Below are 18,704 nucleotides of genomic sequence, written 5' to 3'. Positions count from 1 at the left end.
TCGCCATGCTTGAACGGGCACACTTTTGACGACTGACGAGAGGTCGATTTTCGGCTGATGAACACGCAGACAACGCCATCTCCGCAGTTCTATCTGACCGCTCCGGCTGCCTGCCCTTACCTGCCGCACGAAATGGAGCGGAAGGTGTTCACGCATCTGGTCGGCGCGCGCGCCACGGAGATGAACGACATCCTCACCCAGGGCGGCTTCAGGCGCTCGCAGAACATCGCCTATCGCCCGGCCTGCGAGGCGTGCCGTGCCTGTGTATCCGTGCGTATCCTAGCCCAGGAGTTCCAGGCGACACGATCCATGAACCGCGTCGTGGCGACAAACGAAGACATCATCGCGACGGAATTTCCTGCCCAGCCGTCGAGCGAGCAATATTCGCTGTTTCGCCGCTATCTCGACGACCGGCACCAGCAGGGTGGCATGTCCGACATGACGGTTCTCGACTACGCCATCATGGTCGAGGATACCCATGTCAATACACGCATCATCGAGTATCGCCGCCGCGAGGAAGGTTCTGGCCTGCAGGAGCGTCCGACCGGCGAACTCATGGCCGCAGCTCTCACCGACGTCATGAGCGACGGCCTGTCGATGGTCTACTCCTATTACAATCCAGCGCTCGACAAGCGCTCGCTCGGCACCTTCATGATCCTCGACCATATCCGCCGCGCCAAGCTGCTCGGCCTGCCGCATGTCTACCTCGGATACTGGGTCAACGGCTCTCGCAAGATGGACTACAAGACGCGCTACCAGCCGCAGGAGCATCTGACGCCGCGCGGATGGGAACGGTTCGACCCGGCCTCCCTCGACCCCAGCGCTGTCTGAATGGGATTTTCAGCCTTATCCGACCATGGCAAGGGCCTCCTGCTGACGACCATCGGCGGCCTCGCGCTATCGATGGACATCCCGCTCATTCGTCTTTCCAGCGGTGAAGCCTGGTCGATCCTCGGCCTGCGCAATATCGTTACCCTTTCTGTCGGCATTATCCTGCTGCTGGTCCTCAGGGCGGGCGGACGGCCATGGCGCCTGCTGCTGCCGGGCGCAACCGGCCTCTGGGTTGGCCTGTTCTATGGTATCGGCACTGTCACCTTCATCCTCGCGGTCTATTACACCAGCGCCGCGAATGTCGTATTCATCCTCGCCTTCAATCCGATGTTCGCGGCCCTTCTTGCATGGTTCGTGATTGGCGAGCGACCGTCGAACGTCACCATAGCCACGATGCTGGCCATGCTGGTGGGCGTAGGGCTGATCGTTGGCGATGGCATCGGCGGCGGACATTGGCTCGGCGACCTGTTATCGGCCATTTCGGCGCTGACCACCGCCTGCGCCATCACCATTGGCCGGGGCTCGAAGCGAGGAATGGGCTTCATGCCGCTGCTGGCGACGGTCATCCCGGCGGCCATCGGGCTATCCTATGCCCTGCCCGCAGGGCTGGTTGTCGATCACCCGTTCTGGATCCTTCTCGACGGCGGCCTGATGATGCCGCTCGCCTTCTGGTGCCTTGCCACAGGCCCCCGCTACCTGTCCGGTCCTGAGGTGGCGATGTTCTACCTCCTCGAAACCATCCTTGCACCTGTATGGATCTGGATGATCTTTGAGGAGACACCGCGCCCGATGACATTGATCGGCGGCTCCATCATGATGGTCGCGCTGGCGAGCCACTCGCTCTGGCAGGCCCGAACGAAGGGTCGTCAAGCAGCGCTGGCTGGATGAAGACGCGGCGTTGCGGCCGACTTTAGTTCGTGTTATAACGTAGTTACAACATCGGAGCCAGAGCTATGAACGTCATCATTCGCAAGATCGGCAATTCTGAAGGTGTGATTCTGCCGAAGGAGGCGCTGCAGAGCCTCGGCCTGAAGAGCGGCGACAGCCTCGAATTACGGGAAGTCGAAAACGGCTTCCAGTTGGTCCACCAGAAGCCCGATCTAGCTGAGCAACTGCGTGCGGCCCGCATCGGCATGCAGAAATATCGTATTGCTCTTCGTGAGCTGGCAAAGTGAGCGAGCTCAAATGGTTGAGCCGCGAAGCCATTGAAATCATGCATCATGAGCAACTTGCCGAGCATGGCGGGCTTGCTGGTTTAAAAGACGAGAATGCGCTGGAGGCAGCGCTTGCCCGTCCGCTTCACAAGGCGGCTTATGGCGAAGACGATATTTTCGCTCTGGCGGCCGCCTACCTTTATGGCCTGACAAGAAACCACCCGTTCTCTGACGGCAACAAGCGGACGGGCTTTCTCGCAGCCTTCACATTTCTTTACATCAACGGTCACTTGATCGAAGCTGAAGAGGTGATGGTAATCGAATTCGTCCTCGGCGTCGCCGCCGGCGAGATCGACGAGGACGGCGCGACGCGCTTTTTGCGTGATATGAGCGTGCCCCTGCCAAAGTGACCCCGGCAGGTGGCCTCGCTAGCCCGAGAATTTACCGCTACGGGGGAAGCCCTTCGGTACGGCTCTGCCTGCAGCGCCGCGGTCGCCGAGCCATTCGATCAGGTCGTCCTTCGATCTCATGAAGCTGCGGCCGGCACTGTCTGCCCAGGTCAGCCCATCGGCAAGGCTGAAGCAACGGACATCGGAAATGCCGCCATCCTTGTAGCGCTGCAGGCGTACGCCCTTGCCGCGCGACATTTCGGGGATCTGCGCCAGCGGGAAGACCACCATCTTGCGGTTTTCGCCGACGACTGCAAGATGATCGCCCTTGACCGGCACCAGCAGCTTGGCCTCTGCCGGCATCGATACATTCATGATCTGCTTGCCCTTGCGGGTGTTGGCAGCCATCTCCGCTTCCGGAACGATAAAGCCGTTGCCCTCGGTCGAGACGATCAACAGCTTGCGATGTGGATCATGAATGAAGGCGGTCAGTACGTCCTGGTCGTTTTCCATCTCGACGATGAGACGCAGCGGTTCGCCGTGGCCGCGACCGCCGGGCAGCTTGTCGGCGCCGAGCGTGTAGGCCTTGCCGCCGGTCGTGACGATCAGCAGCTTGTCGGTGGTCTGGGCCGGGAACGCCAGGCGCAGCGCATCGCCTTCCTTGAAGGTCAGCGTTGACGTGTCGGAGATATGACCCTTCAGCGCCCGGATCCAGCCCTTTTCCGAGATAACGACAGTGACGGGCTCTTTCTCGATCATCGCCTGCTGGATGGCTTCAAGATCTGTTTCAGGTGCATCGGCGAAAACCGTACGACGAGCGCCGAGCTTTGTGGCCTTGGCGTATTTCTTGCGGACCTCGCCGATCTCCCAGGCAATAGTCGCCCAGAGCTTTTCGTCGGAGGCAAGCAGCGCCTCGATCTCAGCCTTCTCCTTAGACAGGGCGTCGAATTCGGTGCGGATCTCGAATTCCTCGAGCTTGCGCAAGTTGCGCAGCCGCATGTTGAGGATGGCTTCGGCCTGGATGTCGGTAACGCCGAAGCGCGCGATCAAGGCTGGCTTCGGTTCGTCCTCCTCGCGGATGATCCGGATCACCTCGTCGAGGTTGAGATAGGCAATCAGCAGGCCGCCGAGGATCTCGAGCCGGCGATCAATCGCTGCGAGCCGGAACTTCGAGCGACGGATCAGCACGTCCTTGCGGTGGGCGAGCCATTCCAGCAGCACTTCGTTCAGCGCCATGACCCGTGGAATGCGTCCCATGGAGAGGACGTTCATGTTGAGTGGAATACGATTTTCAAGCTCGGACAGCTTGAAGATCGATTCCATCAGGATCGTCGGGTCGACCGTGCGGCTCTTCGGCACCAGGATGAGCCGGACATCCTCGGCGGACTCATCGCGCACGTCTTCCAGCAGCGGCAGGCGGCGGGCGTTGAGCAGCTCGGCCAGCTTTTCGATCAGACGCGACTTCTGCACCTGGAACGGGATTTCGGTGACGACGATCTGGTAGCCGCCACGACCGAGATCCTCGACCGCCCATTTGGCGCGAACGCGAAAACCGCCGCGCCCCGTCTTGTAGGCCTCGACGATGCTTTCGCGGCTGTCGATGATGATACCGCCGGTCGGAAGGTCGGGACCCTCTATGCCACCCTTCTCGCGATTGTTCGGATCGGCCATCAGATCTTCGACCGTGGCATCCGGATGCTTGATCAGGTGCAATGCTGCGTCGCAGAGCTCGTGGGCGTTATGCGGCGGAATGGATGTCGCCATGCCGACGGCGATGCCGGACGTGCCGTTGGCGAGCAGGTTCGGGAAGGCGCCGGGCATGACGACCGGCTCGCTGTCTTCCTCGTTGTAGGTCGGACGGAAGTCGACCGCGTCCTGGTCGATGCCTTCGAGCAGCAGCGTAGCAACATCGGTCATGCGGGCTTCGGTGTATCGATAGGCGGCGGCACTATCGCCGTCGATGTTGCCGAAATTGCCCTGGCCATCGACGATGGGATAGCGCTGCGAGAAATCCTGGGCCAGACGGACGAGAGCGTCGTAGACAGACTGGTCGCCGTGCGGGTGGAACTTACCGATGACGTCACCGACGATGCGGGCGCTTTTCTTGAACGACGAGTTGGCGCGGATGCCCATTTCGCTCATCGCGTGGATGATGCGGCGATGGACGGGCTTCAGGCCGTCGCGTACGTCAGGCAGCGCCCGGTGCATGATCGTCGACAGCGCATAGGCAAGGTAACGCTCCTCGAGCGCCGCCTTCAGATCAATCGGCAGAATACTGTCATCGCCCCCGCCAGAAGGCGGCAAAATCTCTTGTCCCATAGGCTTTGCCTAGCGGAGAAGCTGATGTCCGGCAAGGAATACAGTGGTATCAGCCTGTGGATTAAGCCGCACAGCGCCCTAGATTGACCGCAATGCAACAGTGAAGAGACTTGGAGCGCATTTCCCTATTGCAATTCACCAGAATTTTAGACACGGGCGATACAAACCCGGCTTCATACGTCTACACTGCATATCTATTTGTCACTTGGCCAATGAGGAAAAGCCCGACATGACTTTTTACCGGACAACCCGGCTGATGCTGTCCAGCGCCGCCATTCTTTCGCTCGCAAGCTCGGCCTTCGCGCTCGATGGCAACGATCTGCTGAAGAAGATGAATGCTGCCTACGCTATCCAGGGCGTCAGTCTTGCAGCTGACAGCGTCGAGGTCGACGACACGACGGTGACGCTCAAGGGCGCTTCGTTCAAGCCGCTGTCCGGCGGCCAGGGCGTTCCCCTCGGCAAGGTGACGATGAGCGATGTCACGGAAGAAAGTGACGGCGGCTACGCTATCGACAAAGTGACGTTTCCGGATATTTCGGTGACCAACGAGGGCGTGACCTACACTGCAAGCGACATGTTCCTGGGTGGAGTAACAGTACCGGCCGACGCCAATGCTGAAGGCATCGACGGAATGCTGCTCTATTCCAAAGCCCATACGGGTCCGCTGGCGGTCACCAAGGAAGGCAAGGAAGTCTTGTCGGTTAAGGACATGGATTTCGCGCTGACGCCGACCCATGACGATTCCGGTTTTGAATTTACGGGCAACGTCAACGCCATCAAGGCGGACCTGTCCGATGTCAAGGATCCGGCATCGCAGGACACCATCAACAAGCTTGCCCTGCAGCACGTTTCCGGCGCCCTGACGATGAAGGGCAGCTGGGATATCAAGCCCGGCACCGTCACTGTCGAAGACCTCGGCCTCGACCTCGACAATATCGGCCGCCTCGACCTGTCGCTGGCGATCTCCGGCTACACGATGGAATTCATGAAATCGCTGCAGGAGGCCGCAAAGGCTGCGCAGGCAAACCCTGACAAGCAGGCAGCCCAGCAGGCCACCGGCCTTGCCATGATGGGGCTGATGCAGCAGCTGACACTCGACAGCGCCGAGATCCACTTCAAGGACGCCTCCATCACCAAGCGCCTGCTGGATTATGCCGGCTCGACGCAGAACGTCTCTGGCGCCCAGATGGCCAACACGTTGAAGGGGCTAGCGCCAATCATGCTGGCGCAGTTGAACATCCCGGAACTGCAGAACTCGGTCTCTGCCGCGATCAACAGCTACCTCGACAATCCGCAGAGCTTCACGCTGAATGCTTCGCCGGAAAAGCCGGTCCCCTTCCCGATGATCGTCGGCGCCGCCATGGGCGCGCCGAACACCATCCCGAAAGTCATCGGCCTGAAAGTAAGCGCGAACGACTGATCGTCAGTGTCGATTGCCTGAATGCAACCCGGCGATTGTATCGCCGGGTTTTTTGTTGCAAAAAACCCGGCAGCTTTCGCCACCGGGTTCCAATTTACAACGGCCTGAAGACCGAGATCAGTCCTTCTTGATCGGCGGAATAACGCGCAGAGACAGCTCCATGAGCTGCTTCGGTGCTGCCGGCGAAGGCGCGTTCATCAGCAGGTCCTGGGCCTGCTGGTTCATCGGGAACAGCGTGATCTCGCGCAGGTTCTTCGCACCCAGCAGTAGCATCACGACGCGGTCGATACCGAAGGCGCAACCGCCGTGCGGAGGGGCGCCGTACTGGAATGCACGGTACATGCCACCAAAACGTTCCTCGACATCGGTCTGGCTGAGGCCGACCAGTTCGAAGGCCTTGACCATGGCTTCCGGCGACTGGTTACGGATCGAGCCCGAGGCAATCTCGAAGCCGTTGCAGACGGCGTCGTACTGATACGCCTTCAGCGAAAGCGGTTCCTGCGTGTTCAGCGCCTCGAGGCCACCCTGTGGCATCGAGAACGGGTTGTGCGCGAAGTCGATCTTCTTGTCTTCCTCGCTCCATTCGTAGAACGGGAAGTCGATGATCCAGCAAAGCTCGAAGCGATCACGGTCGACGAGGTTCAGGTCTTCGCCAGCCTTGGTGCGCGCCTCGCCTGCAAACTTGTAGAACTTGGCAGGCTCGCCGGCGACAAAGAAGCTGGCGTCGCCGGCTTCCAGGCCGAGTTGCACGCGCAACGCTTCTGTACGCTCCTCGCCGATGTTCTTCGCCAGCGGACCGGAGCCGACGATCTTGCCGTCCTCTTCCTTCCAGAAGATGTAACCCAATCCTGGCTGGCCGAGGCTCTGGGCCCAGGCGTTCATGCGGTCGCAGAACGCTCTGGAACCGCCGGTCTTGGCCGGGATCGCCCAGACTTCGACCTTCGGGTTCGACGCGATCATGCCGGCGAACACCTTGAAGCCGGAGCCTGCAAAGTGCTCGGTGACGGCCTGCATCTCGATCGGGTTGCGAAGGTCGGGCTTGTCGGAACCGTATTTGCGGATCGACACGTCATAGGGAATGCGCGGCCAGTCCTTGGTAACCGGCTTGCCTTCGGCGAACTGCTCGAAGACGGATGTCATGATCGGCGCCATCGTGTCCCAGACATCTTCCTGGGTGACAAAGCTCATTTCCATGTCGAGCTGGTAGAATTCGCCCGGCAGGCGGTCGGCGCGCGGGTCTTCGTCGCGGAAGCAGGGCGCGATCTGGAAGTAGCGGTCGAAGCCTGCCACCATCAACAACTGCTTGTACTGCTGCGGCGCCTGCGGCAGCGCGAAGAACGTGCCGGGATGGATGCGCGACGGCACCAGGAAGTCGCGCGCGCCTTCCGGCGACGAGGCCGTCAGGATCGGCGTGGTGTATTCGCCGAAGCCGGCCGACGTCATGCGGTTGCGGATGTCGGAAATGATCTGGCTGCGCTTGACGATGTTCTTGTGCAGCGTCTCGCGGCGAAGGTCGAGGAAGCGATACTTCAGACGCACGTCTTCCGGATAATCGGGCTCGCCGAACACTGGCAGCGGCAGTTCCTTGGCGACCGAGAGTATCTCGATCTCCTGTGCGTAGAGTTCGATCTCGCCTGTCGGCATCGTCTTGTTGACGGTGTCCTCGGTGCGTGCCTTGACGAGGCCATCGACGCGGATGACCCATTCGCCGCGGACCAGTTCAGCCTGTTTGAAGGCAGGTGAGTCCGGATCGACAACGATCTGCGTCATTCCATAGTGGTCGCGAAGGTCGATGAACAGCAGGCCGCCGTGGTCGCGGACGCGGTGGACCCAGCCGGAGATGCGCACGGTCGACCCGACGTCGGACTTGCTGAGAGCGGCGCATGTATGGCTGCGATAGCGATGCATTTTATCATTCCTGGGCTTGGCGGACGGTGGCAGAAGCGGTCGAAATGCCGCGATCTCCCCGTCGAGAAAATCGGGCGGAAAAGCGCATGGCCTGCCTCATTTGTCAAGACTTGCCACGCCTCGTCGCGTTTGAGGTTGTCTTTATAGCCAAACCCCGCCTAGAAAGACAGCCATGTTGCCGGGCCGGTCGCGGTCATGGTTCGATTCGTTTGCAGGCCCTCCCCGATGAGCCAGATCCGACCCCTTATTCCCTTGCTCGTCACGGCCGGTATCCTGATCGGTGGCAACGGCCTGCAGGCGACGTTCATCTCGCTGCGCGCCCTGCACGAGGGCTTTTCGGCCTCGACCATCGGGCTTGTCGGCACCGGCTACAATATCGGCTTTGCCATCGGCTGCGTCTATGTCACCCGCATCATCCGCTCCATCGGCCATATCCGCGCCTTCTCTGCGCTGGCTGCGATCGCATCCGCCGCCTCGATCGCCATGGTGCTGCTGATCGTGCCATGGTTCTGGTTCAGCATGCGGCTCGTGCAGGGCCTGTGTTTTGCAGGGCTGTTTGCTGTTGTGGAAAGCTGGCTGAACGCCCGCGTGACCAACTCCAACCGGGCTCGGACGCTGTCGGTCTACCGTTTTGTCGACCTCGGCTCGGTGACGCTGGCGCAATACCTGATCCCGTCCGTCGGCATCGACGGGTTCCAGCTGTTTGCCATCATATCGATGGCGCTCAGCCTGTCGCTCGTACCGATCTCCTTTGCCGACCGCTCGAGCCCGGGCGCACCGGAGGCCATTCGCTTCGATATCAAGACGCTATGGCGGATATCGCCGCTCGCCACCGTCGGCTGCGTCGTCGTCGGGCTGACGAACTCGGTGTTCCGCTCGCTGGGTCCGGTCTATGCGCAGGGCATCGGCCTGTCGGTGACGGGGATCGCAACCTTCATGAGCGTCGGGATCTTTGCCGGCATCGTGCTGCAATATCCGCTCGGAGCCTATTCCGACAGGCTCGACCGGCGGCTCATCATCCTCGTCTCGTCCGTTGGCGCGCTGATCGGCTGCCTGTTCCTGGCGCTTGTCGCGGGCAGCAGCGAATGGCGCAATTTCGTCGGCATCTTCATGTTCGGCGCCTTCTGCATGCCGCTTTACTCGCTCTGCTCGGCCCACGCCAACGATCACGCCGCCAAGGGCCAACATGCCCTGGTCTCGGCAGGCACGCTGTTTTTCTGGTCGGTAGGCGCCATCGTCGGGCCGATGTTTGCAGCCTTCATGCTCGACAGGTTCGGCCCGCGCGTGCTGTTTATTTACATGGCCGCCGTGCTATTTTTCTTCATGCTCTACACACTGCAGCGGATGACGGTGCGCGAGGGCGTGCCGACGGAGCGGCGCAGCATGCGGTTTCGCAATCTGCTGCGGACCTCGACCTATTTCAACAAGCTCGCCACGCCGCCTTCCGAGCGCGATAAACAATAGGTGACTGCGGCAGTTTGGCCAAACAGGTGCTATTGCTGAATACTGCGCTCAACTTTAAACAGGACCGGTTAGACCCCGTCCGGAGCATAGCATGGCCGTTTTCACCCGCCGCAATCTCATCAAGGCTTCAGCCGTAGCCGGCGTTTACGGTGTCGGCATGGGTCTGGCGGGTCGCTTCGGACGTGCCCAGGCAGCGCCGGAACCGGTTATCTTGAAATCAAACAAGATCCAGGCCAACATCACCGGCACCGAGATGACCAGGGACGTGCTGACTTATGGCGCCGATGGCATGCCGCCGGTGTTGCGCATGCGCCAGGGCGAACCCTTTGCCGCAAGACTGATCAACGGCATCGACGAGCCGACGACCATCCACTGGCACGGCATGCGTATCCCCAATGCGATGGACGGGGTGCCATTCCTGACACAGCCCTATGTCTATACCGGCGAAAAATTCGAATATGCCTTCACGCCGCCGGATGCGGGCACCTTCTGGTATCATCCCCATTGCAACACTCTGATCCAGATGGGCCACGGCATGACCGGGGTGATCGTCGTCGATAATCCGAAGGATCCGCAATTCGATGCCGAGATCGTCGTCAACCTGCGCGACTGGCGGCTTGGTGGCGACGGACAGTTCATCGCCCAGTTCAAGCCGCGCGACTCGGCACGGTCCGGAACCTACGGCACGGTACGTTCGGCCAACTGGCAGATCGAACCGCAATACGACGCGCCCGCCGGCGGCCTCGTCAGGCTGCGGCTGGCGATTACCGACGTGACGCGGATATTTTCCTTCAAGATCGCTGGCGCAGAGGCTGCAGTCATCGCCATCGACGGCAACCCGGTGCCAAAGCGCTTTCCTCTCGACGTGCTGCAACTCGGGCCGGGCCAGCGGCTGGAACTGGCCATCCGCATGCCGGACAGCGAAGGGGCGCTTGTCACGCTTGAGGATATCCATGGTACCAGCCCGAAGACGCTGGCGACGCTGAAGGCGGTCGGTAGCTCGCTCAAGCGCGACATGGGCGATCTGGCGCCGCTGGCCGCAAACCCGGTGGCCAAGGCCGATGTCGGGGCCGCGGAGCATATCCCGATCATCCTCAGCGCGACGGCGGAGGATACGTCGACCGACAGCATCTGCGGCTCGCTCGGCTACAGTTTCTGGGCCATCAACAAGGTGCCATGGCCGGGCGACACGCCGGACCCGACGGCGCCGCTGGCGGAACTGAAGCTTGGCAAGAGCTATGTGTTCGACATGGAAAACCTGACGCCGCACTCCCATCCCATACACCTTCACGGGATGAGCTTCACGGTGCTTTCCTCGACAACCGGCGCTGTCCAGCCATTCGTCTCCGACACCTATCTCATTCAGCCGAACGAAAAGGTCCAGCTTGGCTTCGTCGCAGACAATCCCGGCGACTGGCTGCTGCATTGTCACATCATCGAGCATCAAAAGACTGGCATGACCAGCTATCTGCGGGTCGTTTAGCCTTCGGGCTCGTCAGCTTATTGACATATCGAAGCGAAAGGGAAAGGAAGGTTCAAGAACTAATTTCGTATGAATGTGTCCAAATGATCGTAACTACCGCCGAATTAGAGGCGGCCTGCCAAGAGCTGGCCAAGTCAGAATTCATCACCATCGATACCGAATTTCTTCGCGAGACGACCTTCTGGCCGGTGCTTTGCCTGATACAGATGGCGAGCCCGACAACCGAGGTCATTGTCGATCCGTTGGCGCCCGGCATCGATCTTGCGCCGTTTTTCGCGCTGATGGCCGACACCTCGGTGCTGAAGGTATTCCATGCCTCGCGCCAGGACATCGAAATCATCTACAATCGCGGAAACCTGATCCCGCATCCGGTGTTCGACACGCAGATTGCTGCGATGGTCTGCGGCTTCGGCGACTCGGTCTCCTATGACCAGCTTGTCAGCCGTATCAAGAATATCCAGATCGACAAGACCTCGCGCTTTACCGACTGGACACGCCGTCCGCTGACGGAAAAGCAGTTCGACTACGCGCTTGCCGACGTTACCCACCTGCGCGACGTCTATATCTTCCTGCGTGACGAACTCGAACGCGAAGGCCGCGCCTCCTGGCTTGCCGAGGAAATGGCGATCCTCGAATCGCGCGACACCTATGACCTGCATCCGGACGATGCGTGGCAGCGGCTGAAGATGCGGCTGCGCAAGCCGCAGGAACTGGCCGTGCTGAAGTATGTAGCCGCCTGGCGCGAGCGCGAGGCCCGCAGCCGCAACGTGCCGCGCTCGCGGGTGCTGAAGGACGATGCGATCTACGAGATCGCCCAGCAGCAGCCGCGTGACGTGGAGGCATTCGGCCGCCTGCGCACCGTTCCGAAGGGCTGGGAGCGCTCGTCGGCCGGCGGCGCGGTGCTGGAGGCTATCAACGCCGCGCTGGACATGCCGAAGGCCGACATGCCGCATGTTCCGCGTCACACGCAGGCCCCGGAGGGAACAGCTGCTGCTGCCGAGCTACTCAAAGTCCTTTTGAAGCTGATTGCGGAAAAGAACGCCGTTGCGCCGAAAGTGATCGCCAACAGCGAAGACATCGAACGGATCGCTGCAGAAGGCGACAAGGCCGACGTACCGGCCCTCTCCGGCTGGCGTCGAGACTTGTTCGGCGATACCGCGCTGAAACTCATAAAGGGCGAGGTTGCGCTGCGGTTTGTAGACAAGAAGGTGGAGACGATCGCCATCTAGCGGGAACCGTCTTCGGACCGAAAAGGCTTGACCGCAGCAGTTGGGCGGGATCAATAACGGCAGACGTCTGTCATCTGCCTGTCGGAACGAACCATGCGAACTCTGCCCACGGCGTTGAACTGGCTTGCTATCGCTGCCGTCGTTGCGTTGTCCGGTGTTTTTTACGGCGCGGCTTTCTATCCCGAATCGCACTTCTATATCGGCGCCATCTTTGCCCTGACGACCGGCATGCCTGTGCTGGTCTTTGAGCGTGGACTGGTGCTGCCCGGTCTTTACTATCGCGTCCATCGGCTGCCGACACCGGCCTATATTCCCATCGCGCTGATGATCGACCTTGCGCTCATCAGCGTCGGCTATGCGATTTCTGGCAGCCTGCTGAAAATCATGGGCATAACCAACACGAGCTGGGCGGAGGCGACCATCCTGTCCGCCGAGGTTCTTGTCTATGCGCTGTCGGTCACCGCCCTGATGGTTTTCATCATGCGTGTCCGCGAGCTGCTGGGCCGCGATGTCTTCATCAGTTTGCTGACAGGCCGCTACCGCAATCCGGTGCCGGAGGAACGTGTCTTTCTGTTTATCGATCTGGTCGGCTCCACGGCATTTGCAGAGCAACACGGCGACCTCAGGACACAGCAATATCTCGGCTCGCTGTTCGGGACATTCGCCGAACAGATCCGTCGCCATAACGGTGCCATAGACGATTACATCGGCGATGCCGCCATCGTCACGTGGCCGCTGCAACGCGGCATCAAGAACGGCTGCTGCGTCCGTTGCATTTTCGATATCTTTGCAAACATCGAGAAGAACAAGGATGTCTGGCTGAAGGTCTACGGCCAGGTCCCGCGTCTGCGCGCAGCCCTGCACGGCGGGTCGGTGATCACGGCGGAAATCGGCGTCGATCGTCACAAGATCACCTATTTCGGAGACACGGTGAACACCACGGCCCGCCTCGAGGGTCTTTCGAAGACATTGGAAAGGCATGTCCTGATCTCGTCCGACCTTGCCGACCTCATGACATTGCCCAAAGGCATCCATGCGGAATATCTCGGCAACCACGCCGTCAAGGGACGTGGCCGGGAGGTCGGGGTCGTCGCTCTGACCGACCTTGGCGACGGAATTGCCCGCCCGCCATCGCAGCTTTCGCTCAATCTCGGCAAGGCGTCCTGAAGTTGTGGTTCGCTGTCATCAAAACTTAATCCGAGTATAATCTCACAGACACGATCCCGCCGTAACTCCTCGGGCGTCAATCCCGACCGGAACTGGTGAGAATCATGACCAAAATCCTTTACGCCTCCGTGGCGCTTTCCCTCTTGATGTCGTCTCAGGCTTTCGCCGAGGAAAAGGCCTTTCCGGCAACCCTGACCGCACAGGCCATTCTGCCTGCTAACACGATCATTGCAGCGCCTGCCGATGCGCCGGACTTCCTGAAGACGGCCGGTAAATTCACCACTCCCGACCGCAAGCGCGCCACCGTTCTCGGCAGCGTCCCCGGCATGGACGGCTTGGTGAAAACCGATCTCGCGCTGCCCTTCGATGGTCAGGCCGTGCAGGGTTTCTCCGGCATCAAGACCATGCCGGACGGCACCTTCTGGAGCCTCTCCGACAACGGATTTGGCTCGAAGGCGAATTCCAGCGATGCAGCGCTAATGTATCACCACCTCAAATTCGACTGGGATAGCGGCAAGGTCGAGGTTCTGAAAACAGTCTTCCTCTCCGACCCGGACAAGAAGGCGCCCTTCCCGATCGTTCTCGAAGGCGCCGAGAAGCGCTACCTCACCGGTGCCGATTTCGACGTCGAATCGATCCAGCCCGTAGCCGACGGTTTCTGGACGGGCGAGGAATTCGGTCCCTACATGCTGCATTTCGACACCGAGGGCCGACTGACCGACGTGATATCCACCGTCGTCAACGGCAAGCCGGTCAAATCCCCCGACAATCCGACGATCTCGCTGCCGGCCAACCCCACACTCAAGCTGCCTGCCTTCAATCTCGCTCGCTCGCGTGGCTTTGAGGGGCTTGCGAAGTCGCCGGACGGCACAAAGCTTTATGCTCTGCTGGAAGGCGCGCTCTATCAGGATGACGGGTCTGTGGAGAAGGTCGACGGCCAGCCCGCACTGCGGATCATCGAACTCGACGTTGCTGCGAAAAACTGGACCGGACGCTCCTGGCTCTATCCGTTCTCGCCCGGCGGCGAATCGATCGGCGATTTCAACATGCTCGATGCCAGCACCGGGCTGGTGATCGAACGCGACAACGGTGCCGGCACCGGCGACAAGGTCTGCGCCGATCCGAAGGCGCCAAAGCCCGATTGCTTTGCCGTCGCCGCCAAGCACAAGCGCGTCTACAAGATCGAAATGACCGAAGAAAACGTCGGAAAGGCCGTGCGCAAGATCGGCTATATCGACTTGATGCACATCGCCGACCCAAACAACAAGAAGCGCCAGGGCGGCGGCGAAGGTTTCTACGACATGCCGTTCGTGACCATCGAGAATGTCGACCGCGTCGATGCGACCCATATCATCGTTGGCAACGACAACAACCTGCCGTTCTCTTCCGGCCGGACACTCGGCAAGGCTGACGACAACGAGTTCGTACTTCTCGAGGTCGGCGAGTTCCTGAACGCGAAGTAAGTTGAATCTGTCTTCTCCCTACCGGGAAGAAGATGTCCGAAGGAAAGATGAGGGGCGGCGGCCAAAGTTGCGGCTCCCCTCATCGCCTCGCATTGGCTCGGCATTTCTCCCAGACGGGGAGAAGGAAAGACGAGGCTATTCGAAGCGGAACGCCAGGCGCTTGCCGGTGAGTTTGCCCAGTTGCTGCAGGCGCCCGTCGAGGCGCTCGCCGGCAAAATCGCGATATTCCGGTGGAACGACGAAGTCGAGGTCGACATCCGGATCTTTGGACCGCTGGAATGTCAGGTTCCTGACGACGCCGGGCATCGAGGCCGAGAACAGATAAACGACGCGCAGAAGGCCGCCGAGAAGCTTGGCACGCTCGATGAAGAGCGGCGTCGCGATCGTCGCCAGCGGGCCGGTGGCGCTGTCGTCGCTCAGGCCCTCGTAGCGGTAGTAGCTGGTGAGGGCGAGAAAGGCACGACCGGCATGGGTAATGCCGACGAAGGAGGAGTTGGCGATGACGTTGAGCGCCTGCAGGCCGCGATAGTCGGGATGGGCACGCCAGCTGATGTCGGCCACCAAGCACGCAGCCTGGCGGTAGCGGTTCTCTTCCTCGGTCTCATTGACCCCGAAGAAGGGCATCATGCGGCCGGTCCAGTCCGCAAGCTCCCGTGCGTGCTCCGGCGAACGAGCGCGCAAGATGGCGAGTTCGCCGGCAGCGGCGAGCAGAGGATCGGCGTGACGCTCGTGCTCGTTGAGCAGCGAATAGAGATAGCCCTCGCGCACGCCCTGCGACGAGAAGGAGACGCGCGCCGGCTTCATTGCCAGCAAAACTTCCTGCAGCGCAATGGCGCCATAGGGCAGGAGCGAGCGCCGAAACTTCGAGACGGACTGGAAGATCGGGTCCTTGCTGTCCTTGGCGACGGCCACCTGATCGAGGAAGCGCAGCATCTCGTCGAGCGGCAATTCATAGCCCTGCATCATGTGAAGCGGATAATCGCGCACCTGCATGTGCAGCTTGGCAATGTTACGCCAGGTGCCGCCGACCGCATAGAAGGTGCGTCCCTCGCCACCACCGAGCAGTTTTGCGGTGCGGACGTGCTTGCGGGCAAAGGTATGCGCCTTGGCGAGCGACCCGTCGGCATATTCCGACAGTCGCAATCCGCCGAGCGGCAGGGTGATCCCCTGGCCGAACTTGTTTCCCTTGATGTCGATCAGTTCCAGCGATCCGCCGCCGAGATCACCGGCAATTCCGTCCGCAGCGTGGAAACCGCTGATGATGCCATAGGCGGAGAAAAGCGCCTCTTCCTCGCCCGACAGCACGCGCACCTTGCGGCCCAGAATGGTTTCCGCCTGATGGATGAAGTTGGGGCCATTGCTGGCCTCGCGAGCAGCCGCCGTCGCCAGCACATACATGGTACGGGCGCGGGCCTGGTCGGAGAGAGCCCGAAACCGGTGCAGCGCCGCCAGCGCGCGCAGCACGCTCTGCTCGTCCATCTTGCCAGTCAGGGCAAGACCCTTGCCGAGGCCGCAGAGGACCTTTTCGTTGAACAGGATCGTCGGCGAACGCGACAGGCCTTCATAGACGACAAGCCGCACGGAGTTTGAGCCGATGTCGACGACGGAAACGGGGGCAATTCCGGGAAGGCGCCCCTGAGCTTCTGATTCCACCATGCGATTCCAGCTATGACTTCCGGCGCGACAACAGGCCGGCAATGAGTTTCGGCGCACTGGACTTCAGGGCCTCGCCGCGCCCGGACAGGCTCGGATTGGTCATGAAATACTGCTGCGCGTTGAACGGCTCTTTCCCCTTGCGCACTTCCATGCGCCTGGAGGTACCGTCGGGCAATATCTCGTAGCTCTGCTGGTTGTCAATCAGGTTGCCGAGCATGATCTGCGACAAAACCTGCTCGTGTACCGTAGGGTTAAGAAGAGGCACGAGAGTCTCGACGCGCCGGTCGAGATTTCGCTGCATCATATCGGCAGATCCGATGTAGACCAGCGCCTTGTCCGACGGCAGGCGATAGCCGTTGCCGAAGCAGAAGATGCGGCTGTGCTCGAGGAAGCGGCCGACGATAGACTTGACGCGGATATTCTCGGAAAGCCCGGCCACCTGGGGCCTGAGGCAGCAGATGCCGCGAATGACGAGGTCGATCTCGACGCCGGCGTAGCTGGCGCGATAGAGCGCATCGATGATCTCTGGATCGACCAGCGAATTCATCTTCATCCAGATCGCAGCCGGACGCCCCTCGCCTGCGTGGACGATCTCCTGCTCGATGTGCTTGAGGATACGCGAGCGCAGCGTGTAGGGCGAAACCGCGATCTCCATGCTCTCGGCAGGCTCGCCATAGCCGGTGATGAAATTGAAGATGTTCGCCATGTCGTGGGCGATCTTCGGGTTGCAGGTGAAGTAGGACAGGTCGGTGTAGATCTTGGCGGTGATCGGATGGTAGTTGCCGGTACCGAGATGGCAGTAGCTGCGCAGTCTGCCCTCCTCGCGACGGACGACCAGCGACATCTTGGAGTGGGTCTTCAATTCGATGAAGCCGAAGACGACCTGCACGCCGGCACGCTCCAGGTCGCGCGCCCAGCGGATGTTGGCCTCTTCGTCGAAGCGGGCTTTCAATTCGACCAGCGCCGTCACCGACTTGCCCATTTCGGCAGCGTCGATGAGGGCACGTACGATAGGGCTGTCGTTGGAGGTGCGGTACAGCGTCTGCTTGATCGCCAGCACGTCCGGGTCGCGCGCCGCCTGGATCAGGAACTGGACGACGACGTCGAAGGATTCGTAAGGGTGGTGAACCACCATGTCCTTCTCGCGGATGGCGGCAAAGCAGTCGCCCGCGTGCTCGCGCACACGTTCTGGGAAGCGGGCATTGTAAGGCTGATAGCGCAGATCTTCGCGCGGAGCCTTGGTGATTTCGGACAGCGTGTTCAGCGCCAGTAGACCTGGCAGCACAGCAACGCGATTGTCCGGCACACCCAGCGCCGTGACGACGAAGTGTCGTAGCGGGGCAGGCATTTCGGAATCGGTTTCGATGCGGATGACCGAACCGCGACGGCGGCGCTTCAGCGCCGTTTCGAAAAACCTCACCAGGTCTTCGGCCTCTTCCTCGACCTCGATGTCGCTGTCACGGATAAGCCGGAATGTGCCGGATCCCTGCACCTCGTAGCCCGGATAAAGACGATGAATGAAGATGTTCACCACGTCCTCGAGCGTGATGTAGCGAATGACGCCATTGGCGTCCGGCAGGCGAATGAAGCGATCGAGCGCCGGCGGCAGGCGCAGCAGCGCCGTCATCGCCTCGTGGCCGCGCATGCTGTTCAATTGCAGTGCGATGGAGAAGCCGAGATTGGGGATGAACGGAAAGGGATGGGCCGGGTCGATCGACAGGGGCGTCAGAACGGGAAAGATCGACTGGTCGAATTCGTTGGCAAGCCACTGGCGGTCAGCCTCGGACAGAGCCGCTGATCGGACGATGAGGATGTCTTCCTTGGCGAGGTATTGCTGCAGGACGGCGAGCGAGGCCTGCTGCTCCATCTGCAGGTTGTCGATCTCCCTCAGGATGTCGTTCAGCTGCTCGGCCGGGGTCTTTCCGTCAGGACTGCGCACGACGATGTTCTGGCGCACCTGGCCTTCGAGGCCTGCGACCCGGACCATGAAGAACTCGTCGAGGTTGGCGGCCGAGATGGACAGGAAGCGGACGCGCTCGAGCAGCGGATGGGCCGTGTTCAGGGTCTCTTCAAGGACGCGCCGATTGAACTGCAGCCACGAAAACTCGCGGTTGATGAAGCGTTCCGGGCTGTTCATCAGATCGCTGATCGGCGGCTTCGCAACGATCTCCGGTTCGCCTTCCTCCGGAAGTTCTGCGACTGAAGACTCCATATGCACCTG

At 60.8% G+C, this 18,704-nt stretch carries 14 protein-coding genes; 10 read left to right on the top strand and 4 right to left on the bottom strand.

Features of this window, described 5'->3' with window-relative positions; all coding sequences use genetic code 11:
• Positions 1-57 precede the first annotated feature (57 nt).
• The 4 genes from PR018_RS04335 to PR018_RS04320 all read left to right on the top strand — a co-directional run bounded on the left by PR018_RS04335 (position 58) and on the right by PR018_RS04320 (position 2,395).
• Positions 58-831 carry an arginyltransferase gene (locus PR018_RS04335; RefSeq protein ID WP_142829601.1) on the top strand — a complete coding sequence of 258 codons (774 nt, stop codon included), beginning with the start codon at positions 58-60 and terminating at the stop codon, positions 829-831.
• Positions 832-1,719 (top strand): DMT family transporter, encoded by an 888-nt coding sequence (locus tag PR018_RS04330; RefSeq protein ID WP_142829603.1) that lies wholly within the window; start codon positions 832-834, stop codon positions 1,717-1,719.
• A 65-nt stretch (positions 1,720-1,784) separates the two neighbouring features.
• Positions 1,785-2,006, top strand: coding sequence for an AbrB/MazE/SpoVT family DNA-binding domain-containing protein (locus tag PR018_RS04325; protein WP_142829605.1), 222 nt, complete (start codon positions 1,785-1,787; stop codon positions 2,004-2,006).
• Positions 2,003-2,395, top strand: coding sequence for a type II toxin-antitoxin system death-on-curing family toxin (locus PR018_RS04320; RefSeq protein WP_142829607.1), 393 nt, complete (start codon positions 2,003-2,005; stop codon positions 2,393-2,395). The genes PR018_RS04325 and PR018_RS04320 overlap by 4 nt, the downstream gene beginning before the upstream one ends.
• Before the next feature lie 18 nt (positions 2,396-2,413).
• Here PR018_RS04320 and parC read toward each other — a convergent pair whose 3' ends face one another.
• Entirely contained in the window at positions 2,414-4,693 is a 2,280-nt protein-coding gene (gene parC, locus PR018_RS04315) for a DNA topoisomerase IV subunit A (protein ID WP_142829609.1), read from the bottom strand.
• Positions 4,694-4,922: 229 nt separating this feature from the next.
• On the opposite strand from parC, the gene PR018_RS04310 reads away from it, so the two are divergent.
• Positions 4,923-6,113 carry a YdgA family protein gene (locus PR018_RS04310; protein ID WP_142829611.1) on the top strand — a complete coding sequence of 397 codons (1,191 nt, stop codon included), beginning with the start codon at positions 4,923-4,925 and terminating at the stop codon, positions 6,111-6,113.
• A 117-nt stretch (positions 6,114-6,230) separates the two neighbouring features.
• Here PR018_RS04310 and aspS read toward each other — a convergent pair whose 3' ends face one another.
• Positions 6,231-8,021 (bottom strand): aspartate--tRNA ligase, encoded by a 1,791-nt coding sequence (gene aspS / locus PR018_RS04305; protein ID WP_142829613.1) that lies wholly within the window; start codon positions 8,019-8,021, stop codon positions 6,231-6,233.
• Positions 8,022-8,246: 225 nt separating this feature from the next.
• On the opposite strand from aspS, the gene PR018_RS04300 reads away from it, so the two are divergent.
• The 5 genes from PR018_RS04300 to PR018_RS04280 all read left to right on the top strand — a co-directional run bounded on the left by PR018_RS04300 (position 8,247) and on the right by PR018_RS04280 (position 14,827).
• Positions 8,247-9,485 carry an MFS transporter gene (locus PR018_RS04300; RefSeq protein ID WP_142829614.1) on the top strand — a complete coding sequence of 413 codons (1,239 nt, stop codon included), beginning with the start codon at positions 8,247-8,249 and terminating at the stop codon, positions 9,483-9,485.
• A gap of 91 nt (positions 9,486-9,576) precedes the next feature.
• Complete coding sequence (locus tag PR018_RS04295; protein WP_142829616.1) at positions 9,577-10,968, top strand: multicopper oxidase family protein; 1,392 nt, start codon at positions 9,577-9,579, stop codon at positions 10,966-10,968.
• Between the two features lie 83 nt (positions 10,969-11,051).
• Positions 11,052-12,197: a ribonuclease D gene (gene rnd / locus PR018_RS04290; RefSeq protein ID WP_142829618.1), complete on the top strand. Its 1,146-nt coding sequence runs from the start codon at positions 11,052-11,054 to the stop codon at positions 12,195-12,197.
• A 93-nt stretch (positions 12,198-12,290) separates the two neighbouring features.
• Positions 12,291-13,364 carry an adenylate/guanylate cyclase domain-containing protein gene (locus tag PR018_RS04285; RefSeq protein WP_142829620.1) on the top strand — a complete coding sequence of 358 codons (1,074 nt, stop codon included), beginning with the start codon at positions 12,291-12,293 and terminating at the stop codon, positions 13,362-13,364.
• 104 nt (positions 13,365-13,468) lie between these two features.
• Positions 13,469-14,827 (top strand): esterase-like activity of phytase family protein, encoded by a 1,359-nt coding sequence (locus PR018_RS04280; RefSeq protein WP_142829622.1) that lies wholly within the window; start codon positions 13,469-13,471, stop codon positions 14,825-14,827.
• Between the two features lie 135 nt (positions 14,828-14,962).
• On the opposite strand, the gene ppx is transcribed toward PR018_RS04280, so the two are convergent.
• Both ppx and PR018_RS04270 read right to left on the bottom strand, forming a co-directional pair.
• Entirely contained in the window at positions 14,963-16,483 is a 1,521-nt protein-coding gene (gene ppx / locus PR018_RS04275) for an exopolyphosphatase (RefSeq protein ID WP_142829624.1), read from the bottom strand.
• 10 nt (positions 16,484-16,493) lie between these two features.
• Positions 16,494-18,695 carry an RNA degradosome polyphosphate kinase gene (locus tag PR018_RS04270; protein ID WP_142829626.1) on the bottom strand — a complete coding sequence of 734 codons (2,202 nt, stop codon included), beginning with the start codon at positions 18,693-18,695 and terminating at the stop codon, positions 16,494-16,496.
• Positions 18,696-18,704 lie beyond the last annotated feature (9 nt).

Origin of the sequence: Rhizobium rhododendri (assembly GCF_007000325.2) — a bacterium.
Lineage (GTDB): Bacteria > Pseudomonadota > Alphaproteobacteria > Rhizobiales > Rhizobiaceae > Rhizobium > Rhizobium rhododendri.
The sequence above is the reverse complement of the archived record's forward strand: the minus strand, read 5'-3'. Positions and strand labels throughout refer to the sequence as shown.

Excerpts from the sequence above, each read along its gene's own strand:
- PR018_RS04335 (WP_142829601.1), top strand. The coding sequence starts at position 58 with ATGAACACGCAGACAACGCCATCTCCGCAGTTCTATCTGACCGCTCCG.
- parC (WP_142829609.1), bottom strand. The coding sequence starts at position 4,693 with ATGGGACAAGAGATTTTGCCGCCTTCTGGCGGGGGCGATGACAGTATT.
- PR018_RS04330 (WP_142829603.1), top strand. The coding sequence starts at position 832 with ATGGGATTTTCAGCCTTATCCGACCATGGCAAGGGCCTCCTGCTGACG.
- PR018_RS04280 (WP_142829622.1), top strand. The coding sequence starts at position 13,469 with ATGACCAAAATCCTTTACGCCTCCGTGGCGCTTTCCCTCTTGATGTCG.
- PR018_RS04300 (WP_142829614.1), top strand. The coding sequence starts at position 8,247 with ATGAGCCAGATCCGACCCCTTATTCCCTTGCTCGTCACGGCCGGTATC.
- PR018_RS04310 (WP_142829611.1), top strand. The coding sequence starts at position 4,923 with ATGACTTTTTACCGGACAACCCGGCTGATGCTGTCCAGCGCCGCCATT.
- rnd (WP_142829618.1), top strand. The coding sequence starts at position 11,052 with ATGATCGTAACTACCGCCGAATTAGAGGCGGCCTGCCAAGAGCTGGCC.
- PR018_RS04325 (WP_142829605.1), top strand. The coding sequence starts at position 1,785 with ATGAACGTCATCATTCGCAAGATCGGCAATTCTGAAGGTGTGATTCTG.
- PR018_RS04270 (WP_142829626.1), bottom strand. The coding sequence starts at position 18,695 with ATGGAGTCTTCAGTCGCAGAACTTCCGGAGGAAGGCGAACCGGAGATC.
- PR018_RS04295 (WP_142829616.1), top strand. The coding sequence starts at position 9,577 with ATGGCCGTTTTCACCCGCCGCAATCTCATCAAGGCTTCAGCCGTAGCC.
- aspS (WP_142829613.1), bottom strand. The coding sequence starts at position 8,021 with ATGCATCGCTATCGCAGCCATACATGCGCCGCTCTCAGCAAGTCCGAC.
- ppx (WP_142829624.1), bottom strand. The coding sequence starts at position 16,483 with ATGGTGGAATCAGAAGCTCAGGGGCGCCTTCCCGGAATTGCCCCCGTT.
- PR018_RS04285 (WP_142829620.1), top strand. The coding sequence starts at position 12,291 with ATGCGAACTCTGCCCACGGCGTTGAACTGGCTTGCTATCGCTGCCGTC.